We start from the raw sequence: 24,891 nt of genomic DNA, 5'->3' as shown, positions 1-24,891 counted from the left end.
GTCAGCGGTCCACTTTCAGCACTTCGGTCTTGGCCAGCATGTCGCTGAGGCTGATGCGCTCGTCGCCCTTCACGGCCAGGACGATCAGGTTGAGCGCCAGGATGTTGCCGATCTGGCGGAGGATGGCGGGACCGAACTCGATGCGTCCCTGGGGCTGGCCCTCCGGCACCACCCGCAGCTTCATCATCTTCTTGCCGATGCTGGCGCCGTATTTCGAGACGCACCAGGGGATGAAGAGCCAGTAGTAGGCGATCTGGGCGAGGACGCTGACGGGTACCAGGACGCACCCGATCACGGGCACGTGGGACAGGACCATGAAGACCATGGAGATGAGCACCGCGGGCACGGCGTCGATGAGGACGGCCAGGAGCCGGTTCACCAGGTCGCCGCGCTCGCCCACGGTCACAGCGTCATCGGGGATGGAGGGCAGGAGGGAGCCGAGGAAGGACTGCTCGGGAGGCCGGGTGGGCGCCGCGGGCCGGGGCGCGGGCGGCGGGGCCACGGGCGGAACGGGGGGCGCCATCTTGGCGGGGGTGGGCACAGGGCCGGTGGAGGGCTGGATGGGCACCGCGGGGTCCTCGGCCGGCGCCTTCCCGGCATGGATGGCGGCCAGCTCATCCGCGGACATCCGCACGGTGCCGAGAGGGGGCTTGGCCGCGGTTTCACGGTTCACCGCCACCGTGGCGCCGACCTCGGACTGGGGATCCTGGAAGGTGAGCTGCACCTGGCCCAGGGTGATGCGATCCCCGTTCCGAAGGGGGGAGGACTGCACCCGGTTGCCGTTCACGAGCACGCCGTTGCTGCTCTGGAGGTCCTGGATCTCATAGCCCCCGCCCACCTTGCGGAGGACGCAGTGATGGCGACTGATGCTGGGATCCGGGAGCCGCAGGGTGTTGTCCAGCTCGCGTCCCATGTGGACTTCTTCATCCACGATCTCGAATTCGCGGGTACCCGCGCTTTCGTGCACCAGCAGCTTGGCCATGGAACCCTCGGGGAAGGTGGGATGGCGGGAAGTTTAGCGCATCCCTCCGTCATCGTGGCGGCTCATTGGGGGCGAAAGACTCGTATCGGTTCTTTCTTGACGGGTTTTGGTGGAGCGGCCAATCTTCCCTGAAGATCACGCGAATGAATCGCGAGGGTGCAGCATGGTGCTTTTCAACGCGGCCACGAAGGAGTTGACGGCGAAGATCGTCTACTACGGGCCCGGCCTCTGCGGGAAGACGACCAACCTCCAGCACATCTACGACACGCTGCCCGGCGAGGGGCGCGGCAAGATGCTGTCGCTGGCCACCCAGACGGACCGCACCCTCTTCTTCGACTTCCTGCCCATCGACCTCGGGACCATCCGGGGGATGAAGACCCGCGTCCAGCTCTACACCGTGCCCGGCCAGGTCTTCTACGACGCCACCCGCAAGCTGGTGCTCCGCGGCGCCGATGCGGTGGTGTTCGTGGCGGATTCCCAGGCCCCGGCCCTGGAAAGCAACAAGGAGAGCTTCCAGAACCTCATCGCCAACCTCAAGGAGCAGGGCACCGACCTGTCGAAGATCCCCCACGTCATCCAGTGGAACAAGCGGGACACGCCGAACGCGCTGCCCATCGGCACCCTGGACAAGGAGATCAACCTCTTCAGCGTGCCCACCTTCGAGGCCTGCGCCATGCGGGGCGAGGGGGTCAAGGAGACTCTCTCGGGAGTGGCCCGCCTCGTGCTGAAGAGCCTCGCCGAGAAATATGGCGGCGGCGTCGTCGAGGAGCCCCAGACCGTGCTCACGGGAGGAGCGCCACCTCCCCCTCCGCCGCCCCCGACTCCCGCCATGGATTCCAAGCCCCTGGAGGTGGAGGAGCTGTCCGCGGGCGAGCTGCTGGAAGAGATCGACGAATTCCCCGTGGACTCCACCTTCTCGCAAGCCCATGCCCCCGCGCCCACGCACATGCCCCACCGCAGTGTCGTGGAGGTGCCCATCGTGCTGGATCGCAGCCTCTTCAGCGGCGATTCCCCGGTGGAGATCAAGCTGAAGCTCTACATCAAGTAGAGCGAAATACGCCATGCGTTTTTCGTATACGCGCGGGCGAAGCCCGTGCGCTTGAGGCACACTGAGGGTTTGATTTCGAGGCCCCTCATGTCCCGTCAGGTCGTCACCCGCTTCGCCCCGTCCCCCACCGGCATGCTCCACATCGGGGGGGTCCGCACGGCGCTGTTCTGCTGGCTCTATGCCCGCCGGCACGGGGGCCGCTTCATCCTGCGCATCGAGGACACGGACCTCTCACGCAGCACCGACGACAACATCCGGATCATCGAAGAAGGCATGGCCTGGTGCGGCCTGGACTGGGACGAGGGCCCGGTGGTGGGCGATCCCGGCCAGTGGAAGGGACCCCACGGCCCCTACCGCCAGATGCAGCGCATGGACCTGTACAAGGCCAAGATCCAGGAGCTGCTGGAAAAGGACCTGGCCTACCGCTGCCGCTGCTCGAAGGAGGCCCTGGACGAGCGTCGCAAGGCCGTGGAGGCCGCCGGCAAGGTCTTCCAGTACAACCGCGGGATGGACGCGGGGAAGGGTTGCGCCGGCGCGAACCACGACGCCAGCCAGCCCGCCGCCATCCGCTTCCGCATGCCCGTGGACGGCGACATCCTCGTGCCCGATCTCATCAAGGGCGAGACGCGTTTCCCCGCCGAGAGCCTGGACGACTGGATCATCGCCCGCACGGGAGACGGGCCCGGCGAGATCGGCGTGCCCACCTACAACTTCTGCGTGGTGGTGGACGACACCCACATGGAGGTCACCCACGTCATCCGTGGCGACGACCACCTGAACAACACGCCCAAGCAGATCCCGCTGTTCGCCGCCTTCGGGTACGACCTGCCGGCCTTCGCCCATGTGCCCATGATCCTGGGCGCGGATGGCGCCAAGCTCAGCAAGCGCCACGGCGCCACCAGCATCACGGAGTACCAGGCCATGGGGCTGCTGCCCTCCGCCGTGCGCCTGGCCTTGGCCCGCCTCTCCTGGACGCCCAAGATCGGCGGCAAGGCCGTGGAGAGCGCCGAGGAGGAACTGCTCACGGACGAGCAGATGATCCAGCTCTTCGACCTGGCGGACTGCCAGAAGAGCGCGGCCCGCTTCGACATGGACAAGCTCCAGTGGCTGAACCAGAAGCTCATCCAGCGGGCGACCTGGCAGGAGCTGGAGCCGCATCTCAGGCCCTTCGTGCCCGAGATCTGGGAGCAGAAGCCCGAGGCCTGGCGGGCCCAGGCCATCCAGGCCACCCAGAAGGGGAAATCCCTCACCGACATGGCCGAGGCCCTGCGCTTTGCCTTCGAGCGGCCTGCCGCCTTCGATGAGAAGGCCGTGGAGAAGTTCATGACCGCGGCCGTCAAGCCCGCCCTGCGGGAAGTCGCGGAGCTCGCGGACTACAGCCACGAGGGCCTGGAGGCCGGCTTCGCCGCCATCCTGGAGCGCCACGGCCTCAAGACCAAGGACCTGGCCCAGGCCCTCCGCGTGGCGCTCTGCGGGAAGCCCGTCAGCCCGGGCATCTTCGACACCCTCATGCTGGTGGGCCGGGAGGAAGTGGCCGCGCGGCTGGCGAAGTGGCTCTGATGGACCTCCAGGAGTTCACCCACATCACCCTGGCCGTGCTGGAGGACCAGGGTGCCGAGGCCTACGCCCCCACCATCATCGCCGGCGACGCGGTCCAGGTGATCCAGGGCATTCCCGAGGGCATGGACCAGCGGGAGGCCCTCCAGGAGACCATCCTGCGCCTGGGTCTGGAGCAGGCCGACTTCTACTTCGGCGTCCGCTCGGGACCCGGCGAGATCACCACGGGCTTCCACACGCCGGTCGGCACGCAGTTCCAGCTCATCTCCGAGATGCGGCAGGGATTCGTGGTCTCGGACCTGGGCGCCTGCCCTTGGTGGACCCTGGATCGGGGTCGGGACCAGTAGCGGTTTCCGCCTGCCGGAAGGTCCGGAAGGTTTATAGTGATTCACATGATCCTCATCCTGGCCATCCACCCGCGCCCTAGCACCTTGCGTGCGGGGGGGAGTCGCATGATCGGCTGACCTGGATCCAGGTCCCGCCATCCACCCCTGCCCCCCAAGGCGGGGGTTTTTCGTTTCAGGGAGTTTCCATGAGCCGCCATCCCAAGCTCGCCATCCTCGGCTTCGGCACCATGGGCCAGGCCATCAGCGCCGGCCTGGTGGAGGCCTCAGGCTACCCAGCGGGTCGCATCCACGCGGCCACGCGGCACCCGGGCGCGGGCAGGGCCCGGGCCGAGGCCCTGGGCATCGCGCTCTCGAGCGACGCGGACGAGGCTGTCCGCCATGCGGAACTGGTGCTGCTCTGCGTGAAGCCGAAGGAGCTGAAAGGCCTGCTGGCGGGCCTGTCCGCCTCGGGGGCGCTGGACCACCACCCCCTGGTGGTCTCCATCGCCGCGGGGACCACCCTGGACTTCCTGGTGGCCCACACGCCCGCGGGCACGCCCCTGGTGCGGGCCATGCCCAACACGCCCTGCTCCATCCGCCGGGGCATGACGGTGCTGGCGGCGGGGCAGGGGGTCACTGAGGCCCAGCTGGCCCAGGCCCGGGCCCTCTTCGAACCCCTGGGCCGGGTCATGGACCTGGACGAGCGCCACATGGACGCCGTCACGGGCCTCAGCGCCAGCGGCCCGGCCTTCATGTTCGTCATCCTCGAGGCCCTGGCCGAAGGGGGCGTCCAGTGCGGCCTGCCCCGGGCCGTGGCCGTGGAACTGGCGGCCCAGATGACCCTGGGCGCCGCCGCCATGGTGCTGGAGACGGGCCGCCACCCCGCCGCCCTCAAGGACGACGTGACCACTCCCGCCGGCTGCACCATCGCCGGCCTCCTGGCCCTGGAGGACGGCCGCATCCGCTCCGTCGTGGCCCGCGGCATCGAGCGGGCGACGCAGGTGGCGGCGGGATTGGGATGACCATTACCGGGGAAGGCCGGCCAGCGGGTATCTTTGAGGTTTGCATCTTGTGAGCCCCGATGTCCGCCGACGCCCCCAGCCCTGAAACCCGCAGCCTCCACTTCATCGAGGAGATCGTGGAGGCGGATCGCGCCTCGGGCAAGCACGGGGGGCGGGTGCTCACGCGCTTCCCGCCGGAGCCCAACGGCTACCTGCACATCGGCCACGCCAAGAGCATCTGTCTGAACTTCGGCCTGGCGAAGGCCTACGGCGGCGCCACGAACCTGCGCTTCGACGACACCAATCCGGTGAAGGAGGACGTGGAATACGTCGACTCCATCCGGGACGACGTGCGCTGGCTCGGCTTCGACTGGAAGGGCGAGCACTACGCCTCGGACTACTTCCCCTTCCTCTACGACTACGCGGAATACCTCATCCAGCAGGGTAGGGCCTATGTCTGTGATCTCACGGAGATGGAGATCCGCGAGTACCGGGGCAACTTCCACACGCCCGGCCGCCCCAGCCCATTCCGGGACCGGAGCCCCGAGGAGAACCTGGACCTCTTCCGCCGCATGAAGGCGGGCGAGTTCCCGGACGGCTCGAAGGTCCTCCGCGCCAAGATCGACATGGCGAGCGGCAACATGAACCTGCGCGACCCGCTCATGTACCGCATCCGCCGGGCCCACCATCACCGCACGGGCGATGCCTGGTGCATCTACCCCATGTACGACTACGCCCACGGCGTGTCCGATGCCCTCGAGACCATCACCCACTCCATCTGCACCCTGGAGTTCGAAGACCACCGACCCCTCTACGAGTGGTTCCTGGAGCAGGATGCCGAAGGGAAGTTCTTCCAGCGCCCCCTGCCGCGCCAGATCGAGTTCGCCCGCCTGAACCTCACCTACACGGTGATGAGCAAGCGGCGCCTGCTCCAGCTGGTGCAGGAAGGCATCGTGCGGGGCTGGGACGATCCCCGCATGCCCACCATCTGCGGCCTGCGGCGCCGGGGCTACACCCCCGAGGCCGTTCGGGTCTTCGCGGAGAAGGTGGGCGTGGCCAAGCGCGACATGGTGGCCGACGTCGGCCTGCTGGAGTTCTGCATCCGCGAGGACCTGGAGAAGCGGGCCCCCCGCCGCATGGCGGTGCTGCGTCCGCTGAAGGTGGTCCTCACCAACATGACCGAGGCCGAGGCCTTCGAGGTGGAGGTACCGAACCACCCGGACGACCCCGCCATGGGCACCCGGAGACTGCCCTTCACCCGGGAGCTCTACATCGACCAGGACGACTTCCGCGAGGAGGCCCCCAAGAAGTGGTTCCGCCTGGCGCCGGGCGCCGAAGTGCGCCTCCGCGGGGCCTGCCTGGTGACCTGCCGCGAGGTGGTGAAGGATACGGCCGGGAACGTGGTGGAGCTGCGTTGCGAGTGGGATCCCGCCAGCAAGGGCGGCAATGCGCCGGACGGCCGGAAGGTTAAGGGCACCCTCCACTGGGTGAGCGCCGCCCATGCCGTGGCGGCGGAGGTGCGCCTCTACGAGGCCCTCTTTACCCAGGAGGACCCCATGGACGTGGCTGAGGGCCAGGACTGGAAAACCCTCCTGAACCCTGGAAGCCTCGAGGTGCTGGCCTCCGCCCGGCTGGAGCCCAGCCTGGCGGAGGCCCGTCCCGGCGAGCGCTTCCAGTTCGAGCGCACCGGCTACTTCGCCGTGGACCTGGACAGCGCTCCCGGGAAGCCCGTGTTCAACCGGACTGTGGGGCTGAAGGACAGCTGGGCGAAGATCGAAGCCAAACAGTGAGGTGATTCCCTCCTCGCCGGAGCCAGGATCCGGCGGTCGGGAGGGCCAAAATCGAGGCCAAGAGCTGAGAAATCGCGGGCTTCGCCCACGATTTCTCTTGAGCGCGGCCACGCCGTGCGAAATGCCTTGGCTTTTTTACAGGGGGCCAAAGCGCCAGCCTTGGCCCCAGGCTGTGACCCAGGTCGCATCGGCTCCTCCGGAGTTCTTTCCCTCCGTGTCGGGAACGTCACGGCTCTGATAGGCTCGATGGGTTGGGCCTCCCCGCGGGTGGCCCTGCCGGGAAGCCGCCCATGGACAAGCTCGCAAGCCTGCTGCACACCTCGCCTGCCATCGCTTGGATGGTGGCGAAACTCGTCATCGTCTTCGGCGGCGTCTTCTCGCTGGCGGCCCTCTGGACCTGGGTGGAGCGCCGTGGCGCGGCCATGATCCAGGACCGCATCGGGCCCAACCGCGCGGCCCTCTTCGGCAAGATCAAGATCATTGGCCTGGCCCAGCCCCTGGCGGACGGCATCAAGTTCTTCTTCAAGGAAGACCTGGTTCCCAATGACGCCAACAAGGGCCTGTTCTGGCTGGCGCCCTTCCTGGCCCTGGTGCCGGCCCTCATGGGCTTCGCCGTCATCCCCTTCGGGCGCAGCTTCGTGAGCGGCGGCCACGAGTACCACATGGCGCTGCTGGATCCAGGCAACGGCATGGGCCTGCTCTACCCCCTGGCCATCGGTGGCATGGCGGTCTACGGCGTGCTGGTGGCGGCCTGGTCCAGCAACAACAAGTGGGCGATCCTCGGCGGAATGCGCTCGTCGGCCACCATGGTGAGCTACGAGATCGGCATGAGCCTGGCCGTGGTCACCATCTTCATGACGGCAGGAGGCTACGATCCCTCCGAGGTGATCAAGGCGCAGGGGCACCTTCCCTGGGCCTGGAACATCGTCCGCCAGCCCCTCGGCTTCATCGTGTTCTTCACGTGCATGTTCGCCGAGACGAACCGCCTCCCCTTCGACTTCGCCGAAGGCGAGAGCGAGATCGTGGCGGGCTTCAACACCGAATACGGCAGCATGAAATTCAGCCTGCTGGCCCTCTCCGAATACTGCCACCTGATGACGGCCTCGGCGCTCATCGCCACGCTGTATTTCGGCGGCTGGCAGGTGCCCTTCATGCAGAACCCCCCAGTGATGCTCTCGGTGGCCAGCTTCCTGGTGAAGATGCTCTTCTTCGCCTGGGTCTTCGTGTGGATCCGGTGGACGCTGCCGCGGTTCCGTTATGACCAGCTCATGCATCTCGGATGGAAGGCGATGCTGCCGATGTCCATGGTCAACCTGGTCTTCCACGCCTGGCGCATGAGCCAGGGCCACTGAGGAGTAGGCGATGGGTGTCGTCGTCAAGAAGGTCGAGCTGAGCTGGCTGGACCGCACCTATGTCTGGCCGGTGATGAAAGGCATGGGCATCACGCTCAGGCACTTCTTCAGGCAGCTCTTCACGCCCACCGCCAAGCGCTACACGATCCAGTACCCGGACATGAAGAAGGAGATGCCCGAGGGCTACCGCGGCCTCCACGAGCTGAAGCGCTTCGAGGACGGGGCCATCAAGTGCGTGGCCTGCTTCATGTGCCAGGAGGCCTGCCCGGCCCGCTGTATCAGCATCGAAGCCGAGGAGTTCAGCGACCTCAACATCACCCAGGGCTTCGAGGAGAAGCGCCCGGCCAAGTTCAGCATCGACATGCTGCGGTGCATCTACTGCGGCATGTGCGAAGAGGCCTGCCCCAAGGACGCCATCTGGCTCCGCAAGGACTACGAAGTGGCCGCCTACGACCGGCTCGCCATGCAGTACGGCAAGTGGGACCTGATGAACACCTACGCCAAGGCCGACGGCAAGGAGAACATCTCCGAAGATCCCACCCCCTCCGTGCCGCGCCGCACGATCGCGTTGTAAGGGAGCGGCCATGTTCATCACCTTTGCCCTCATCACCCTCCTGGGCGCCCTGGGGATGCTGCTGCAGAAGAACGTCGTCGTGGCGGGCCTCTGCATGGTGGCCGCCTTCTTCGGCGTGGCCGGGCTCTTCGTGCTGCTGGCCAACCCCGTCGCCGCCGCGCTCCAGATCATCGTCTACACCGGCGCGATCATGGTGCTGGTGCTCTTCGTGATCATGATGCTGAGCAGCCACCAGGAAGAGTCGGCCGCCGTCTCCCATCCCGTCCAGCGCTGGCTGTCGGTGGCCCTGCTGGCGGTGCTGGCCTTCGGCGCGGTGAAGCTGGTGTTCGCCTCTCCCGGGGTGAAGACCCTGGCGGTGAAGGGGGCGGCGATGCCCCAGGCCATGACCCTGCAGACGGTGGGCACCAATCTCTTCGCCGACCACTTGCTGGGCTTCGAGGTGGCCGGCCTCGTGCTGTTGGCCGCGATGATCGGCGCCGTGGCGCTGACAAAGCGGAACCTGTGAGGAGCCAGTGATGACCGGCATGGATGCGATCCATCAGATCCTCAACGGCGGCCTCCAGGGATACCTGGTGGTGGCGCTGCTGCTCTTCTTCCTGGGGCTGGCGACGGTGTTGCTGCGCCGGACGCTCCTCCTCCAGTTCATGGGCGTGGAGCTGATGCTCAACGCCGCCAACGTGGTCCTGCTGGCCTTCGCCCGGTTCCGCGGGGGGGACGCCCAGGCCATGGTCTTCTACCTCTTCATCATCGCCGTCGCCGCCTGCGAGGCGGCCGTCGGCCTGGCGCTGATCATCGGCCTCTACCGGCACCGGGACACCACGGACTCGGACCGGGCCGCCAGCCTGAAGCAGTGAGGATGCGATGAACAAGTACTACTGGCTCATTCCGATCCTCCCCCTGCTGGGCGCGGCCTTCAATGGCCTGCTGGGCAAGCGCGCGGGCAAGGGCGCCGTCACCGTCGTGGGCGTGGGCGTGGTCCTGGCCTCGCTGCTGGTCGCCACCTCCGCCTTCTTCGCCATGAAGGGAATGCCCGACCACCGTCTGGTGCTGAACTACGGCGAGTGGATGCTGACCGGCTCCATGGCCGTCCCCTTCGGCCTGGTGATCGATCCCCTCAGCGGCACCATGATGCTGATCGTCGCCGGAGTCGGTTTCCTCATCCACCTCTACTCCGTGGGCTACATGCACGCGGAGGAAGGCTACGCCCGGTTCTTCAGCTACCTGAACCTCTTCGTGTTCTTCATGCTGACCCTGATCCTGGGCTCGAGCCTGCCCCTGATGTTCGTGGGCTGGGAGGGCGTGGGCCTCTGCTCCTACCTGCTCATCGGCTACTACTTCGAGACGGACTTCGCGCCCCAGGCGGGCCTCAAGGCCTTCCTCTTCAACCGCGTGGGCGACCTGGGCGTGTCCATCGGCATGCTGGTGCTCTTCGCCGCCTTCGGCACCCTGACCATCTCCGACATCCTCACCCAGGCCGGTCATCTGGCCCCCGAGGCGGGCTTCGGCATCCTCACCTTCGCCACGCTGATGCTCTTCGTGGGCGCCACGGGCAAGAGCGCCCAGATCCCCCTCTACCTCTGGCTGCCGGACGCCATGGCGGGCCCGACGCCCGTCAGCGCCCTCATCCACGCGGCCACCATGGTGACCAGCGGCATCTACATGATCTGCCGCCTGGCCCCCCTCTACACCCTCACGCCCATCAGCCTCGATGTGGTGGCCTGGGTGGGCGCGGCCACGGCCCTGTTCGCCGCCACCATCGGCCTCTTCCAGCGCGACATCAAGAAGGTGCTGGCCTATTCCACCGTCTCTCAGCTGGGCTACATGTTCCTGGGCCTGGGCGCGGCGGGCTTCGCGGCGGGCTTCTTCCACGTATTCACCCACGCCTGGTTCAAGGCCCTCCTCTTCCTCGGCGCCGGCAGTGCGATCACCGCGATGCACCACGAGCAGGACCTCTTCAAGATGGGCGGTCTGAAGAACAAGACGAAGATCACCTTCATCACCATGGTGGCCGGCACCGTCGCCATCATGGGCTTCCCCGGCACTTCGGGCTTCTTCAGCAAGGACGAGATCCTCTACCTGGCCTACCTGAAGTCCCCGGCCCTGTGGGCGGTGGGCGTCGTCGCCGCCTGCTGCACCAGCTTCTACATGTGGCGCCTCATGGCCCTGGCCTTCTGGGGCGAGCCCCGCGACCGCCATGCCTACGAGCACGCCCACGAGAGCCCGCTGTCCATGACGGTGCCCCTCATGGTGCTGGCGGTGGGCTCGCTGCTCTGGGGCTTCTGGGGCGTGCCCGAGGCCTTCGGCGGCCACTTCGCCATCGGCGAGTGGCTGAAGCCGGCCCTGACCTTCGGGCAGACCCACGCCGCCCACGGCCACCACGAGGGCCCGGCGGTGCTGCTGGCCGCGATCTCCACGACCCTGGGCCTGGTCTTCGGCTTCCTCGGCTGGTCGAAGTACAAGAACGGGCCGGCCTGGGAGCTGGCCTTCGCCGAGAAGTTCCCCACGGTCCACCGGGTGCTGGTGAACAAGTACTACGTGGATGAGGGCGTGGAGCTCTACCTGCTCCGGCCCATCCGCTGGTTCGGCAACCTCATGTGGAAGCTCTTCGACGTCATCATCATCGACGGCGTGGGCGTGAACCTGCCGGGCGCGCTGGCCCGGGTCTCCGGGGATTTCACGGCGCTCTTCCAGACGGGCCGGGTGCGGAACTACGCACTCAGCATGGCGCTGGGGGCCGCGATCCTCCTCTATGTCTTCCTGAAGTAGGTGGGGCGATGACCTGGCTGAACCTCCATCCCCTCACCTTCCTGGTCTTCGCGCCGACCGTCCTGGGCTTCCTCCTCATGGCCCTGCCGCACGCGCTGGGCAAGCTGGCGCGCCTGCTGGGCTTCCTGGGCGCCCTGGCCATCTTCGTCCTGAGCCTCGCCTGGCTGCTGGGCCACGCGCCAGCCGCGGGCGGTACGGTCATGGCCGAGCGCACCCCTTGGTTCACGCTGGTGGGCCTGCCCGTGGACTACGCCCTGGCGGTGGACGGCCTGAACCTCTGGCTGGTCCTCCTCACGACCTTCCTCGTGCCTCTCACCATGCTGGGCACCTGGAACAGCCTCAAGGACCGCATGGGCACCTTCGCGGCCCTGTTCCTCCTCCTGGAGACCGGCATGCTGGGCGCCCTGGTGGCCCAGGACCTGTTCGTGTTCTACCTCTTCTGGGAGGCCATGCTGATCCCGATGTACTTCATGATCGGGGTCTGGGGCGGCGATGAGCGCCGCTACGCCGCCAACAAGTTCTTCCTCTACACCCTGAGCGGCTCGCTCCTGTGGCTGGTGGCGCTGCTCTACCTGGCGAACAAGGCCGGCGGCTTCAATCCCGCCGTGATGGCCCAGGCGGCCTCGGCGCTGCCCTTCGGCGTCCAGGGCTGGCTGTTCATCGCCTTCGCCGTGGCCTTCGCCATCAAGGTGCCGCTCTTCCCGCTGCACACCTGGCTGCCGGACGCCCATGTGCAGGCGCCCACGGCGGGCTCCGTCATCCTCGCCGGCGTGCTGCTGAAGCTGGGCGGATACGGCTTCATCCGCTTCGCCATCCCCATGTTCCCCCAGGCGGCGATGCACTACGCCAAGCCCATCGCCCTGCTGAGCGTCATTGCCATCGTCTACGGGGCCCTGGTGGCCATGGTCCAGCGCGACATCAAGAAGCTGGTGGCCTACTCCTCCGTGAGCCACATGGGCTTCGTGATGCTGGGCCTGGCCTCCATGACCGTCATCGGCACCCAGGGCGCCATGCTCCAGATGCTGAACCACGGCATCAGCACCGGCGCGCTCTTCCTCCTGGTGGGCATGCTCTACGACCGCGCCCACACCCGCATGATCGCCGACTTCGGCGGCGTGGCCGTGAAGATGCCCATCTTCACCACCTTCTTCATGATCGTGACGCTCAGCTCCATCGGCCTGCCCCTCACCAACGGGTTCGTGGGCGAGTTCTGGATCCTCAACGGCACCTTCCTCTCCGGCTTCCCATGGGGCCGCTTCTACGCATGTCTGGCCACCTCCGGCGTGGTGCTCGGCGCGGTCTACATGCTGTGGATGTTCATGCGGGTCTTCTGGGGCCCCGAGAACAAGGACGAGGACAGCGGCACCCACCACCTGCACAGCGACCTCAACGCCCGGGAGATCGCGGTGATGCTGCCCATCGTCGTGCTCATCGTCTGGATGGGCGTCCATCCGAAGACCTTCGTGGCCGCCAGCGAGACGCCCGTGGCCGCCCTCCTCCAGGAGGTGAAGGCCCCGGCGCCCCGGACCTTCGTCCTGACCCCTGCCGTGCATGAGGCTTCCGAGGCCCATGAGGCTGTCGGCGCCGCCGGCGCCCATGCCCCCGAAGCTCCCGCCGCCCACGAGGTGCACCCATGAGCCTCACCCCCAGCCAGTGGGCGGCCCTGCTGCCGCTGCTCATCCCCGCCTTCGGCGCCTGCCTGGTCACCCTGATGTCCATCGACAAGGACCAGGCCACCACCAAGTGGATCCGGGGCGCCATGTACGGCACGGCCCTCCTCGCCGTGGGCGCCAGCTTCTGGTACCTGACCGATCTCTGGAGGACCGGCAGCCAGCCGACCTTCTTCCAGCTCCACATGGACCGCCTGGCCCAGTTCACGGGCATCTTCGTGGCCGTGGCCGCGGCCCTCACGATCCTCCAGAGCTGGGACCACTTCCACCAGGAAGGCTGGGTGAAGGGCGAGACCCTCGCCCTGCTGCTCTTCGCCGTGGTGGGCATGGTGCTCTTCGCCTCCACCACCCACTTCGTGGTGCTCTTCCTGGGGCTGGAGCTGTTCAGCCTCCCCCTCTATGCCCTGGTGGGCACCGTGCGGGCACGCTCCGAGAGCGCCGAGGGCGGCATGAAGTACTTCCTGACCGGCGCCGTGGCCTCCAGCTGCTTCCTCATGGGCGGGGTGCTCATCTACGGCCTGAGCGGGACCTTCGATCTGGCCGCCGCGGCCTCCATCCTCACGGTCCAGGGACTCGCCCTCGATCCCCTGGTGTTGGTGGGCGCCGCCCTGATGCTGCTGGGCTTCCTCTTCAAGGTCTCCGCCGTGCCCTTCCACCAGTGGACGCCGGACGCCTACGAGGCCTCGCCCCATCCCATCGCCGGCTTCATGTCCGTGGCCACCAAGGGCGTGGCCTTCATCGCCCTTCTGCGCGTCTTCCCCGGGAGCTTCGGCTCCCTGGGCCCCGTGGGCGCGAAGATGCAGGCCGTGCTGGCGGTGCTGGCCGTCGCCACGCTGGTGCTCGGCAACCTCACCGCCCTGGTGCAGTCCAACGTGAAGCGCATGCTGGCCTATTCCAGCATCAGCCACGCGGGCTACCTCATGCTGGGCTTCGTGGCCGGCACCCCGGCCGCCTACACGGGCGTGCTGTTCTACCTGGTCATCTACCTGGCCATGAACATGGGCGCCTTCGGCCTCCTGACCGCCTTCGGCCTGGTGGGCGAGCAGACCACCTTCGAGGACTTGCGGGGCCTGGGCTGGAAGCGTCCGGCCATGGGCTTCTCGGCCGCTGTCTTCATGCTGAGCCTGGCGGGCATTCCGCCCCTGGGCGGCTTCTACGGCAAGTACATGATCTTCCGCGAGCTGGTGGGCACGGGCCATGTGGGCCTGGCCATCCTCGGCGTCATCGCGAGCCTGGTGTCCGCCTACTACTATCTGCGGTTCCTGGTGGCCCTCTTCCTCCAGGCCCCCAGCGCCGAGGCCGAGCGCCTGGCCTCAGATCGCCCGGCGGTCCGCGCTCCTCTGGCGGGCGCCGCCGTGCTGGTGTCCGCGGCCATCGTCCTGGCCGGTGGCTTCATCCAGTACGCCCTGGCGGACGGGTTCGCGAAGCGGGCCATCACGGAAGGCCTGGGGCTGCTCCGATAGTTTTTCGGTTTTCCGGCTTCAACCGGGAACCTTCCCTGGTGGTCCATACATCGTTATGCGAAGGTACAGGGCTGGGCCCCTGTTCGGACCCTTGAGAAGCGGAGCGCGGCGTCATGAAACGGAACACCTGGATCGGCCTCGGCATCGGTGTCGTGGTGGTGGCGGGGGGGGCGACCTACCTGCTCACCCGTCCCAAGGAAGAGATCAAGTGGCGCTCAGCCAAGGTGGACCGCGGCAACATCACCCAGCGCATCAATGCCACAGGCGCCGTGAGCCCGGTGGTGCAGGTGGCCGTGGGCACCCAGGTGTCCGGCGTGATCTCGGCCCTCTACGTGGACTACAACAGCATCGTGAAGAAGGGCCAGCTCATCGCCCAGATTGACCCGACCGTCTGGGACACCCAGCTCCAGGACGCCCAGGCCAGCCTGCTCCGCGCCCAGGCCGCCTACGATTTCGCCAAGGCCGACTATGACCGCAGCAAGCGCCTGGCCATGGACAAGCTCCTGGCGGACCAGGATCTGGACACCAAGGAAACGGCCCTCAAGAACGCCCGCGGCAACCTGGAGTCCGCCCAGGCCTCCCTGGCCCGGGCCAAGGCCAACCGCGGCTACTGCGACATCACCGCTCCGGTGGACGGCGTGGTGATCTCCCGGCTGGCCGACGTGGGCCAGACCGTGGCGGCCAGCTTCAGCACGCCGAACCTGTTCCAGATCGCCCAGGATCTGTCGAAGATGAAGGTCCAGGTGTCCATCGGCGAGTCGGACATCGACGAAGTGCAGGTAGGCCAGCGGGCCATGTTCACTGTGGACAGCCTACCGGACAAGCAGTTCGCCGCCACCGTGAGCCTGGTCCGGCAGGAGCCCATCACCACCAGCAACGTGGTGAACTACGTGGTGGAGATGGTGGTACCCAACGAGCCCCTCTCCGGGCCCGGCGGCGATCCCGCCGCATCCGGAACGCCGGGCCGCGGTGCGCGGGACCCCGAGAAGGCCTGGGAACGCATGAAGGAGCGCATGGAGGCCCAGGGCGTCACCAAAGAGCAGTTCCTCAAGCGGTTCAAGGAGCGCCAAGCCGCGGCCACCGCCCCGACGGCCCGGCCGGCGATGAAGCCCAGCGCGGTCCCGGCGGACCGCATGGCCCTCGCCCGGACCCCCGGCGGCGCCAGCCTGCTGGGCGGCCCCAAGTTCACGGGCGACCTGGCCCTCCGGTCCGGCATGACGGCCAACGTCACCATCATCACCAACCAGAAGCGGGATGTGCTGCGGGTGCCGAACGCGGCCCTCCGCTTCAACCCCGCCGCCTTCATCAAGGAGGAGAAGCCGGCCGAAGGTCCGCGGCTGGGCGGGCCCATGATGATGGGGCGCCCGCGCTCCGGCGCCCAGAGCCAGAGCACGTCGGGCAGCAAGGGCGGGGTGGTGGCCAAGCGCGAGGACCGGGTCTGGGTGCTGGAGAACGGGAAGCCCAAGGCGCTGGTCGTGAAGGCCGGCATCTCGGATGGCCAGTTCACGGAGATCACGGGGGAAGGCCTGCAGGAGGGGATGATGATCCTCACCGGCGTGGAGAACACCAAGCCTACCAACGGCGCCTCCGGCGGAACGAACGGCGGACGGCGGTAGCCGGAGGGGTCCATGCGATTCCTGGAATTCCTCAAACTCGCCCTGTTCGCCATCACGCGGAACAAGATGCGGGCCTTCCTCACCATGCTCGGCATCATCGTGGGCGTGGGAGCCGTCATCGCCATGATCGGCATCGGCGAGGGCTCCAAGCGGGCCTCCATCGCCCTCATCCAGAACATGGGCTCCAACATGCTCACCATCTTCCCCGGGGCCGGCGGCAACCGCTTCGGCCCCATGGCCATGGGCAGCGCCGACATCCTCCTGGAGACCGATCCCCCGCTGATCCAGCAGGAGCTCGCCCAGAGCAGCGTGGTGGCGGCCACGGCCCAGGTCCAGACCACCCGGCCCATCATCTACCAGAACAGCAACTACGTGACCCAGGTGCAGGGCACCGGACCCGAGTTCCTGCAGATCCGGGGCTGGGAGGTGGAGAATGGCCGCTTCTTCACCGACACCGAGGTGCGCGGCATGGCCAAGGTCTGCGTCATCGGCCAGACCGTGAAGGACAACCTCTTCCCCAACGGGGAGGATCCCGTGGGCCTCACTGTCCGCGTGGGGGCGCTGCCCTTCCAGGTGGTGGGCGTGCTGGAGAAGAAGGGCGCGGGCATGTTCGGCGACCAGGATGACCTCATCGTGGCGCCCTACACCACGGTCATGCGCAAGATCATGGGCCGCGACAAGATCCAGCGCATCATGGTGAGCGCCCAGGAGGGCAAGGCCGAGCTAGCCGAGGCGGAGGTCACCGCGCTGCTGCGCCAGCGCATGAAGGTCGCCCCCAAGGACGACAACCCCTTCCAGATCCGCAAGCAGGACGACATCGTGCAGATGCAGACCCAGCAGGCGGGCATCCTCACGGCCCTGCTCGCCGTGGCCGCCAGCATCTCCCTGGTGGTGGGCGGCATCGGCATCTCCAACATCATGCTGGTGAGCGTCACCGAGCGCACCCGGGAGATCGGCATCCGCCGGGCCCTCGGGGCGACCCAGCACAGCATCTTGTGGCAGTTCCTCATCGAGGCCATCGTGCTGTCCGTGCTGGGAGGCCTCATCGGCATCGCCTTCGCCTACAGCGCCGTCTTCATCCTCCAGAAGTTCGCCGTGCCCGCCGTGACCGAATCCTGGGCCGTGGCCCTGGGCCTGGGCTTCTCGGGCCTGGTGGGCGTGGCGGCGGGGTTCCTGCCGGCCCTCAAGGCCGCCAAGCTGGATGTGATCGACGCCCTGAGATACGAGTGATCCAGCGTGTCCGACGCGGCGGCGACGCATGATCCCTATGCGGCCCTGAGGGACGGGAACTACCGCTGGTTCATCGCGACCATGGGGCTCGTCACGCTGGGCCTGCAGATGCAGGGCGTGGTGGTGGGCTGGCAGGTCTACGACCGCACCGGCGATCCCCTGGCCCTGGGCCTGGTGGGTCTCTCCGAGGCGCTGCCCTTCCTGGCCACGGCCTTGTTCGGCGGCCACGCGGCGGACCGGGCGAATCGCCTGCGCCTCTGCATGGCCGCCACCCTGGGCCTCGCCCTCTGCTCGGGCCTGCTGTGGACCTTCACCTGGCGGTGCTCCACGGGCCCGCTGGCACGCGCCGTGTGGCCCATCTACGCCGTCATCTTCCTCACGGGCCTGGTGCGGGCCTTCTACCGTCCCGCCAACGTGGCCCTGGGCACGGACCTGCTCCCCAAGGCGCTCTACGCGAACGGCTCCACCTGGCGGGTGTCCGTCTTCCACACGGGCATGGTGGTGGGGCCCGCGCTGGGCGGGCTCGTCTACGCCTGGCGCGGCCCGGCCCTGGCCCACTTCCTGGTGATGCTGCTCCTGGCCTGCGGCACGCTGGGCCTGCTCTTCATCCGCTACGCGCCCCGCCCCGTGGCACCGCGGGCGGGCTCGGTGCTGGCGAGCCTGGGCGAGGGCCTGCGCTTCGTGTTCTCCCAGCGGCTGCTGCTGGGGGCCATCAGCCTCGATCTCTTCGCCGTGCTCTTCGGCGGGGCCGTGGCGGTGCTGCCCGTGTTCGCCAAGGAGGTCCTGAAGGTGGGGCCCCAGGGGCTCGGCGCCCTGCGCGCGGCGCCGGCCGTGGGGTCGGTGCTCATGGGGATCACCCTGGCCCACCTGCCGCCCCTGCGCCGCGCGGGGCGCACGCTGCTGCTCTGCGTCGCGGGCTTCGGCGCGGCCATGATCGCCTTCGCCCTGAGCCGGAGCTTCGCGCTCAGCCTGCTGCTGCTGGTCGCCAGCGGGGCCGTGGACAATGTCAGCGTGGTGCTGCGGGCCACCCTGCTCCAGACCCTCACGCCCGACCACATGCTGGGCCGAGTGTCCTCGGTGAACCAGGTGTTCATCGGCTCCAGCAACGAGATCGGCGCCTTCGAGAGCGGCCTGGCGGCGCGGCTGCTGGGCCTGGTGCCTTCCGTGGTCTTCGGCGGCTGCATGACCCTGCTGGTGGTGGCGACCACCGCCTGGAAGGTGCCCGGCCTCCGCCGGATGGACCGCATCGGCTGAGGGCTTGAAGAAACCGGCCATGGCGGTGATCTTGATCAAATAACTACCCGATGGTCCCCTGAATCGGAGCAAAGCTTCCACACTGGTGGGATCTGCCGTGACCGGCCCCGGGTGACCCATGATCTTCGACCTCCTCCACGTCCGCATCCGCATCAAGCTTCTTGGCCTGGTACTCCTCCCGGTGGTGGGCGGCGCCCTGCTGTCGGGGCTGGTGGTGGCCAACCAGACCCGGCTGCTGGAGCGGATGCAGCGCCTTCGGGCGGCCTCGAGCCTCTCCGTGGAGGTGGGCAACCTGGTTCACGCCCTCCAGGCAGAGTCCTCGGGAACCGCCCTCTTCCTCGGCAGTGAAGGCGTTCTCCAGGCTCCCATGTCGCACGGCCGGGATGCGGTGGACCGGGAGCGGGCGGCCCTGGCGGGCATCCTCTCGGGGACCGAGCCGGAGTTCAAAGCCCTGTTCCCGGCCCAGGTCCGGGATGGGGTCCGCATCAAGGATCTCCGGCGCCGCACGGACCTGCGCGGCGCCAGCCTGGAGATGATCGACGGCTACGCCCGCGAGGTGGACGCGCTGCTCCGGATCCAGAACCAGCTCATGCTACCCGCCGCCGGAACGCCGCTGGAAAGCCGCTTCCAGGCCTTTGGAACCCTGATCCGGGCCAAGGAATCCGCGGGCCTCGAAGGCGCCCTCCTCTCCAACGTCTTCTCCCACGGCACCATGGACGTGGCCACCCAGGAGCGCTTCCTGGCGCTTCTGGACGCCCAGAAGGCCCAGGGCGAGGCATTCCTCTCCGCCGCCCCGGAGGCGGCCCAGGAGGACTACCGGAAGGCCCTGGCGGGGCCCTTCGCTCCCGAGCTCCAACGCATGCGCGACCTGGTCCAGGCCGGGCGGGTGATCGAGGATCCGGAAGCCTGGGCCAAGGTGGCTTCCGAGGAGCTGCAGGCTCTCAAGGGTGTCCAGGACCGCATGAGCGGGGACATCCTGGCCGACGCCCAGGGGCTGGAGCGCGGCGCCCGCACCAAGAGCTGGCTTCTGGCGGCGGGGTTCAGCCTCTTCGGACTGGTGGTGCTGCTCTGGACCTGGCGCGCCACGGTGCTGCTCACCGAGCCCATCCACGCCCTGGCGGACGGCATGGCCCGCATGACGAACGGCGATCTGCGCGTCCAGCTGCCGGTGCGCAGCTACGACGAGACGGGCCGGATGACCGAGGCCTTCAACGCCATGAGCGCCCACCTCCGGGAGCTGGCGCGGACCCTCCAGGCCCATGCCTTCCGCGTGTCCACCGGCGCCACGGGGCTTTCCGCCAGCGCGGAGCAGGTCTCCGCCGCCACGCAGCAGCTCGCGAACAGCAGCCGGGTCCAGCGCCAGGCCTCCGAGGACGTGGCCTATGCCGTCGCCCAGCTCCAGACCTCGGTCCTCCAGGTGCGGGCGAGCCTGGACGCCATGGTGGACGATGGGCAGGCCGCGGGCCTGGAAGTGAAGGGCGCCTGCGGCCGCGCCCAGACCCTGGTGGACCTCCTGCACGGGCTGAAGGCGCGCTCGGACGCCTCGCTCCACCCGATGATCAGCGAAGGCGAAGGTCAGGCCGCGGCCATCCTGCAGGTGCTGATGCGCGTGGAGGAGACCCTGGGAGCGGTCGAGGCGGTGGCGGCCGAGATCCATCAGGCGGCGGAGGAGCAGTCCAAGGTCAGCGGCGAGGTGAGCCGGCGGATGCAGGCCAGCCAGGCCTCCGCGGGAGAAGTCCAGCTCGCCGCCGCCCAGCTGGCGAACACCGCGCCCGAGGTGGCCATCACCACCCGGGACCTGGCCGGCGTCGCCCAGTCCCTCAAGGCCACCGCCGCCACCTTCCAGGTGGAATAGAAAAGCGGCCCCGAAGGGCCGCTCGCGAACAACTGAGGACTGAAGCCCGAGGACGACCTACAGCACCGCCAGCGCGGCGTTGTAGTCGGGTTCCTGCGCGATCTCGGGCACCAGCTCGGTGTGGATCACCTTGCCGGAGCCATCCACCACCACCACCGCGCGGGCGAGCAGGCCCTTCATGGGCCCGTCCGTCAGGGTCACGCCGTAGGCCTTGCCGAAGTCGGGGGCGCGGAAGACGGAGGCGGGCACCACGTTGTCCAGGCCCTCGGCGCCACAGAAGCGCTTCTGGGCGAAGGGCAGGTCCGCGCTCACGCAAAGGATGGTCGTGTTGGGCTTCTCGTTGGCCCGGGCGTTGAACTTGCGCACGCTGGCCGCGCAGGTGGGCGTGTCCAGGCTGGGGAAGACGTTCAGTACCACGCGCTGGCCGGCCAGATCCTTGTTCGAGACTTCGGAGAGGTCCGTGCGCACCAGGGTGAAGGCCGGAGCCGCCGAACCCACCTTCGGCAGATCGCCGGCGGTGTTGAATGGATTGCCTTTGAGGGTGACCTTGGCCATGAGAACTCCTCCTAGAGGACTTCCAGTTTACGCCTCCGGAAGGATTCCGAACGCCATGGGGACGGTTTTGTCCCAAGAGGGGGCCCGTCCGGCACCATCCACCAGGCTGATCGGCGGGGGCAACGCCTGAGGTGCGGCCGGCATCATATGGAAAATTCCGGGCCAATCCCGTCGAGGAGAGACGTCATGGCGATTCAGCTGACCGGTATGGCAGGCGGGAAGGTGGACCTCCCGCCCGAGGCGTTCCAGGCCTTCCGTGGCGCGTTCAGCGGGGCCCTGCTGGTCCCCGGGGATGAGGGCTACGAGGACACCCGGCGGATCTGGAACGGGATGATCGACCGCCGGCCGGGCCTCATCGCCCGGTGCACGGGCACCGCGGACGTGGCCCAGGCGGTCCGCTTCGCCCGGCGCCACGGGCTCCTGCTCTCCGTGCGCGGCGGCGGCCACAACATCGCCGGACTGGCGGTCTGCGAAGGCGGGCTGATGATCGACCTCTCCCTGATGCGGGGCGTGTGGGTGGATCCCGCGGCGCGCCTGGCCCGTGCCCAGGGTGGCTGCACGTTGGGCGACCTGGACCGGGAGACCCAGGCCCACGGGCTGGCCACGGTCCTCGGGTTCGTGTCCGCCACGGGCATCGCGGGGCTCACCGTGGGCGGCGGCTTCGGCTACCTCACGCGGCGCCATGGCTGGACCTGCGACAACGTGGCCTCCATGGAGGTGGTGACGGCGGACGGGGAGATCCGGCAGGTCTCCGCGGAATCGCACGCGGACCTCTTCTGGGCCCTCCGGGGCGGCGGCGGCAACTTCGCGATCGTCACCTCCTTCGAGTACCGGCTGTTTCCCGTGGGGCCCGAGATCCTGGGCGGGGCCCTCGCCTGGCGCGGCGAGGACGCGCGCCAGGTCCTCGAGGCCTATCGCGCCTTCAGCGCGGCGGCCCCGCGGGAGTTGACCTGCGTGGCCGCTTTGCGGACCGCGCCGCCGGCGCCCTGGCTGCCGAAGGAGCAGCATGGGAAGCCGGTGGCGCTCATCTTCGTCTGCCACACGGGGAGCATCGCGGAGGGCGAGGCCCTGCTGGCCCCCCTGCGCCGGACCGGGAGCCCCATCGCCGATACGGTGACCCGCCGTCTCTACACCCAGATGCAGAGCCTGCTGGATGCCACGCAGCCCAAGGGCCGGCGCTACTACTGGAAGTCCCACTACCTGCCCGGCATCAGCCCGGAACTCATCGAGATCGGGGTGGCCCACCTGGGACGCATGGTGTCGCCCCACTCGGCCTTCTTCCTGTTCCACCTGGCGGGGGCCCTGAACGAACTGCCGGCGGGCCACTCGCCCGCGGGGAACCGGGATGCGGCCTACGTGCTGAACATCGCCAGCGCCTGGGAGCGGCCGGAGGACGACGCGGCGAACATCCGCTGGGCCCGGGACTGCTTCGAGGCCTCCGGGCCCTGCTCGACAGGGGGCGCCTACGTCAACTTCCTCACGGAGGAGGAGGGGACGGACCGCATCGAGGCGGCCTACGGCAGGCCCACGCTGGAGCGGCTGGCGGCCATCAAGCGGGCCTACGACCCGGACGACCTCTTCCGCCACACGAAACGGATCTCGGCTTGAGCCGGTAGGCCCTACCGCGGCGGGAACTTGGCCAGGATGTCGCGCACGGCCCTGGGCACGACCTCGTCGGCATCCTCGGGATTGTTCAGGCCTGTGAGCGCGCCGGCGGCCGCGCCCTGCCAGATCATCTGGTTGGTCTTGAAGTCCACGATCTCGATGACGATGGTGCCTTCCTGGTAGGTGTGGACCTGGCTCATGCTGGTGCCCACGCTCCCGTAGAAGGGCCGGTAGCCCCAGCCCCATCCCCAGCCCATGTGGGTGGTGGTGCGGTACCTGCGCTCATGGACGATGGGGTAGTAGGTCACGAGGAAGTCCGGATCGGCCTTGGCCTCCATGACGAAGCCCTTAGCCTGGAGCTCCTTCTCGACGGCGGCGCGTACCCGCTTGTCCATGAGGCTGGTGGTGCCGCCGGTGCCCTTCTTGGAGGTGTAGTAGTCGAAGGTCTTGTAGCGGGCGAACGAGGCGGTCACGTCGTAGTCGTAGTTCACGCTGTAGCCCGTGCAGGCACCCAGGGCCAGGAGTGAGAGCAGGGCGGCGGGCAAGGCAAGGCGGCGCATGGAACCTCCGGTTCACCATTATGGATGTCCCGGAAAGGCCAAGGTTGAGCCGTGGGCTGAGTCGTGGGTTGAACCCTGGAGTTGAGCCTCAGCAACCGGTCTAGGGTGGTCTGGGATATGGCCCGGCCCCCCGCCACCCCGGCACATGGTCTGTTCTGGACTGCGAAATCCATCGTTTTCACCCACGAAATGACCGATCCTGATGGGGATGGTTCTCGATCCCTCCCTCGACCCGGGCGCCTCCAGCCCCCTGTATCTGCAGCTCCAGCGGCGGCTGAGGGGGCTCATCCAGGAAGGCGAGTGGCGGCCGGGCTCGCGCCTGCCGGCGGTGCCGGAGCTGGCCCAGCGCTGGGGGGTCCACCGCCTGACCGTGCTGAAGGCGCTGGCGGGCCTGAAGCGCACGGGCTGGATCCAGACCGTGCAGGGCCGGGGCAGCTTCGTGGCGCCCCGCCTGCCGGAGGCCCCGGGCCTGCGGGCCACCAGCGAGTTCCCCTTCGAGGGCTCGCCCATGCTGGTCCACGACGGCGAGCTGGGCTCCTGGCTGGGCGAGACCCTGGAGCGGGTCCAGGATCGCCACCTGGTGAGCTTCTCCGCCGGCTTCATCCCCTCGGACCTGCTGCCGGGCGAGCACCTGCGCCGGATCACGGCCCAGGTCCTCAAGGAGATGGGCCCCGAGGTCTGGGTCTACGCCGCGCCGGCGGGCCATCCGCCGTACCTCGAGGCGGTCTCCCGCTGGCTGGCCTCCGAAGGCGAACCCATCGACGAAGGCTGGGGCATCCGGTCGCTCCCGGGGGCGCAGTCCGGCCTGGCCCTGGCGCTGGAATCCTTCACGGTGCCCGGCGACCGGGTGCTGGTGGAGAGCCCCTGCTACGTGGGCATCCTGGCCCTCATCCGCGCCCTGGGCCGGGAGGCCGTGCCCGTGCCCGTGGATCGCCAGGGCCTGGATCCCGACCGCCTGGCCTCGGCCCTCCAGCGCAGCGAGGCCAAGCTGCTCTTCACGGTACCCAGCTTCCACAACCCCACGGGCATGACCCAGTCCAAGGTGCGCCGGGAGCGCGTGCTGGCCGTGGCTCGGACCCACGGGGTGATCGTGGTGACGGATTCTGCTTACGGCGACCTGCGCTTCTCGGGCCACTCCCTGCCGCCCTACCGCCGCCTGGAAGGCGCCGACAACGTCATCCACCTGGGGAGCTTCTCCAAGTCCCTGGCGGCGGGACTGCGCCTGGGCTACCTCATCGCCAAGGACGACCTGCTCCGGCGCATGGCCCTCATCCAGGAGGTGCAGACCATCGGCCAGCCGCCGCTCCTGCAGGCGGTGGTGGCCCGCTTCCTGGACACCGGGGGCTTCCGCCGCCACCTGGCCCGCCTGCGCCGCGCCCTCAAGGAGCGCCGCGACGCCATGGTGGAGGCCCTGGCGGAGCACTTCCCCCCGGGCACCCAGGTTTCCGAGCCTAAGGGCGGCATGCACCTGTGGGTGGTCCTGCCCGATGGCTACTCCGCCCTGGACCTGCACCGGGACGCTCTGCAGCACGGCATCGGCTTCGCGCCGGGCCCGCTCTTCTTCGCCGACGGCCGCGGTACCAACTGCCTCCGCCTGAACTTCTCCACGCACGACCCAGCCACCACCCGGGACGCCATCGCGCGCCTCGGGCACCTGGTCCGCCGGGCCTGACTTCATTCCAAGGAG

General features: G+C 68.4%; 20 protein-coding genes and 1 pseudogene. 18 read left to right on the top strand and 3 right to left on the bottom strand.

Annotation, left to right across the window (positions count from 1 at the left end):
* Nucleotide 1: 1 nt before the first annotated feature.
* Entirely contained in the window at nt 2-982 is a 981-nt protein-coding gene (locus MLE64_RS15215) for an FHA domain-containing protein (protein ID WP_243319040.1), read from the bottom strand.
* Nucleotides 983-1,145: 163 nt separating this feature from the next.
* Between MLE64_RS15215 and MLE64_RS16050 the strand changes: the two are divergent.
* The 16 genes and pseudogenes from MLE64_RS16050 to MLE64_RS15135 all read left to right on the top strand — a co-directional run.
* Nucleotides 1,146-1,718: pseudogene (locus MLE64_RS16050) on the top strand (GTP-binding protein); the annotation flags it as partial.
* 399 nt (nt 1,719-2,117) lie between these two features.
* A complete protein-coding gene (gene gltX / locus MLE64_RS15205) occupies nt 2,118-3,590 on the top strand; it encodes a glutamate--tRNA ligase (protein WP_243319038.1) in 1,473 nt (490 codons plus the stop codon).
* Entirely contained in the window at nt 3,590-3,934 is a 345-nt protein-coding gene (locus MLE64_RS15200) for a hypothetical protein (protein ID WP_243319036.1), read from the top strand. The genes gltX and MLE64_RS15200 overlap by 1 nt, the downstream gene beginning before the upstream one ends.
* 185 nt (nt 3,935-4,119) lie before the next feature.
* On the top strand, nt 4,120-4,935 hold the full coding sequence (gene proC / locus MLE64_RS15195) for a pyrroline-5-carboxylate reductase (RefSeq protein ID WP_243319034.1): 816 nt from the start codon (nt 4,120-4,122) through the stop codon (nt 4,933-4,935).
* Between the two features lie 59 nt (nt 4,936-4,994).
* Nucleotides 4,995-6,704 carry a glutamine--tRNA ligase/YqeY domain fusion protein gene (locus MLE64_RS15190; protein ID WP_243319031.1) on the top strand — a complete coding sequence of 570 codons (1,710 nt, stop codon included), beginning with the start codon at nt 4,995-4,997 and terminating at the stop codon, nt 6,702-6,704.
* A gap of 290 nt (nt 6,705-6,994) precedes the next feature.
* Nucleotides 6,995-8,056: an NADH-quinone oxidoreductase subunit NuoH gene (nuoH, locus tag MLE64_RS15185; protein WP_243319029.1), complete on the top strand. Its 1,062-nt coding sequence runs from the start codon at nt 6,995-6,997 to the stop codon at nt 8,054-8,056.
* Nucleotides 8,057-8,066: 10 nt separating this feature from the next.
* A complete protein-coding gene (locus MLE64_RS15180) occupies nt 8,067-8,630 on the top strand; it encodes a NuoI/complex I 23 kDa subunit family protein (protein ID WP_243319027.1) in 564 nt (187 codons plus the stop codon).
* Nucleotides 8,631-8,640: 10 nt separating this feature from the next.
* Entirely contained in the window at nt 8,641-9,135 is a 495-nt protein-coding gene (locus MLE64_RS15175; RefSeq protein WP_243319025.1) for an NADH-quinone oxidoreductase subunit J, read from the top strand.
* A gap of 19 nt (nt 9,136-9,154) precedes the next feature.
* Nucleotides 9,155-9,484: an NADH-quinone oxidoreductase subunit NuoK gene (gene nuoK / locus MLE64_RS15170; protein ID WP_423748268.1), complete on the top strand. Its 330-nt coding sequence runs from the start codon at nt 9,155-9,157 to the stop codon at nt 9,482-9,484.
* Nucleotides 9,485-9,491: 7 nt separating this feature from the next.
* Nucleotides 9,492-11,396 (top strand): NADH-quinone oxidoreductase subunit L, encoded by a 1,905-nt coding sequence (gene nuoL, locus MLE64_RS15165; RefSeq protein WP_243319022.1) that lies wholly within the window; start codon nt 9,492-9,494, stop codon nt 11,394-11,396.
* 8 nt (nt 11,397-11,404) lie between these two features.
* Nucleotides 11,405-13,033: a complex I subunit 4 family protein gene (locus MLE64_RS15160; RefSeq protein ID WP_243319020.1), complete on the top strand. Its 1,629-nt coding sequence runs from the start codon at nt 11,405-11,407 to the stop codon at nt 13,031-13,033.
* On the top strand, nt 13,030-14,529 hold the full coding sequence (locus MLE64_RS15155; protein ID WP_243319018.1) for an NADH-quinone oxidoreductase subunit N: 1,500 nt from the start codon (nt 13,030-13,032) through the stop codon (nt 14,527-14,529). Before MLE64_RS15160 ends, MLE64_RS15155 begins: the two co-directional genes overlap by 4 nt.
* 113 nt (nt 14,530-14,642) lie before the next feature.
* Nucleotides 14,643-16,145: an efflux RND transporter periplasmic adaptor subunit gene (locus MLE64_RS15150; RefSeq protein WP_243319015.1), complete on the top strand. Its 1,503-nt coding sequence runs from the start codon at nt 14,643-14,645 to the stop codon at nt 16,143-16,145.
* 12 nt (nt 16,146-16,157) lie between these two features.
* A complete protein-coding gene (locus MLE64_RS15145; RefSeq protein WP_243319014.1) occupies nt 16,158-17,375 on the top strand; it encodes an ABC transporter permease in 1,218 nt (405 codons plus the stop codon).
* A 6-nt stretch (nt 17,376-17,381) separates the two neighbouring features.
* Nucleotides 17,382-18,629 carry an MFS transporter gene (locus tag MLE64_RS15140; protein ID WP_243319012.1) on the top strand — a complete coding sequence of 416 codons (1,248 nt, stop codon included), beginning with the start codon at nt 17,382-17,384 and terminating at the stop codon, nt 18,627-18,629.
* 118 nt (nt 18,630-18,747) lie between these two features.
* Nucleotides 18,748-20,484: a nitrate- and nitrite sensing domain-containing protein gene (locus MLE64_RS15135; RefSeq protein ID WP_243319010.1), complete on the top strand. Its 1,737-nt coding sequence runs from the start codon at nt 18,748-18,750 to the stop codon at nt 20,482-20,484.
* Nucleotides 20,485-20,541: 57 nt separating this feature from the next.
* On the opposite strand, the gene tpx is transcribed toward MLE64_RS15135, so the two are convergent.
* Entirely contained in the window at nt 20,542-21,039 is a 498-nt protein-coding gene (gene tpx, locus MLE64_RS15130) for a thiol peroxidase (RefSeq protein WP_243287009.1), read from the bottom strand.
* A 186-nt stretch (nt 21,040-21,225) separates the two neighbouring features.
* On the opposite strand from tpx, the gene MLE64_RS15125 reads away from it, so the two are divergent.
* Nucleotides 21,226-22,647: an FAD-binding oxidoreductase gene (locus tag MLE64_RS15125; protein ID WP_243319009.1), complete on the top strand. Its 1,422-nt coding sequence runs from the start codon at nt 21,226-21,228 to the stop codon at nt 22,645-22,647.
* Between the two features lie 11 nt (nt 22,648-22,658).
* Here MLE64_RS15125 and MLE64_RS15120 read toward each other — a convergent pair whose 3' ends face one another.
* Nucleotides 22,659-23,204: a DUF4136 domain-containing protein gene (locus MLE64_RS15120; RefSeq protein WP_243319007.1), complete on the bottom strand. Its 546-nt coding sequence runs from the start codon at nt 23,202-23,204 to the stop codon at nt 22,659-22,661.
* A gap of 208 nt (nt 23,205-23,412) precedes the next feature.
* Between MLE64_RS15120 and MLE64_RS15115 the strand changes: the two genes are divergently transcribed.
* Nucleotides 23,413-24,876 (top strand): aminotransferase-like domain-containing protein, encoded by a 1,464-nt coding sequence (locus MLE64_RS15115; RefSeq protein WP_243319005.1) that lies wholly within the window; start codon nt 23,413-23,415, stop codon nt 24,874-24,876.
* The last annotated feature ends 15 nt before the right edge of the window (nt 24,877-24,891 follow it).

It is taken from the genome of Geothrix paludis, assembly GCF_022808815.1.
GTDB lineage: Bacteria > Acidobacteriota > Holophagae > Holophagales > Holophagaceae > Geothrix > Geothrix paludis.
The sequence above is the reverse complement of the archived record's forward strand: the minus strand, read 5'-3'. Positions and strand labels throughout refer to the sequence as shown.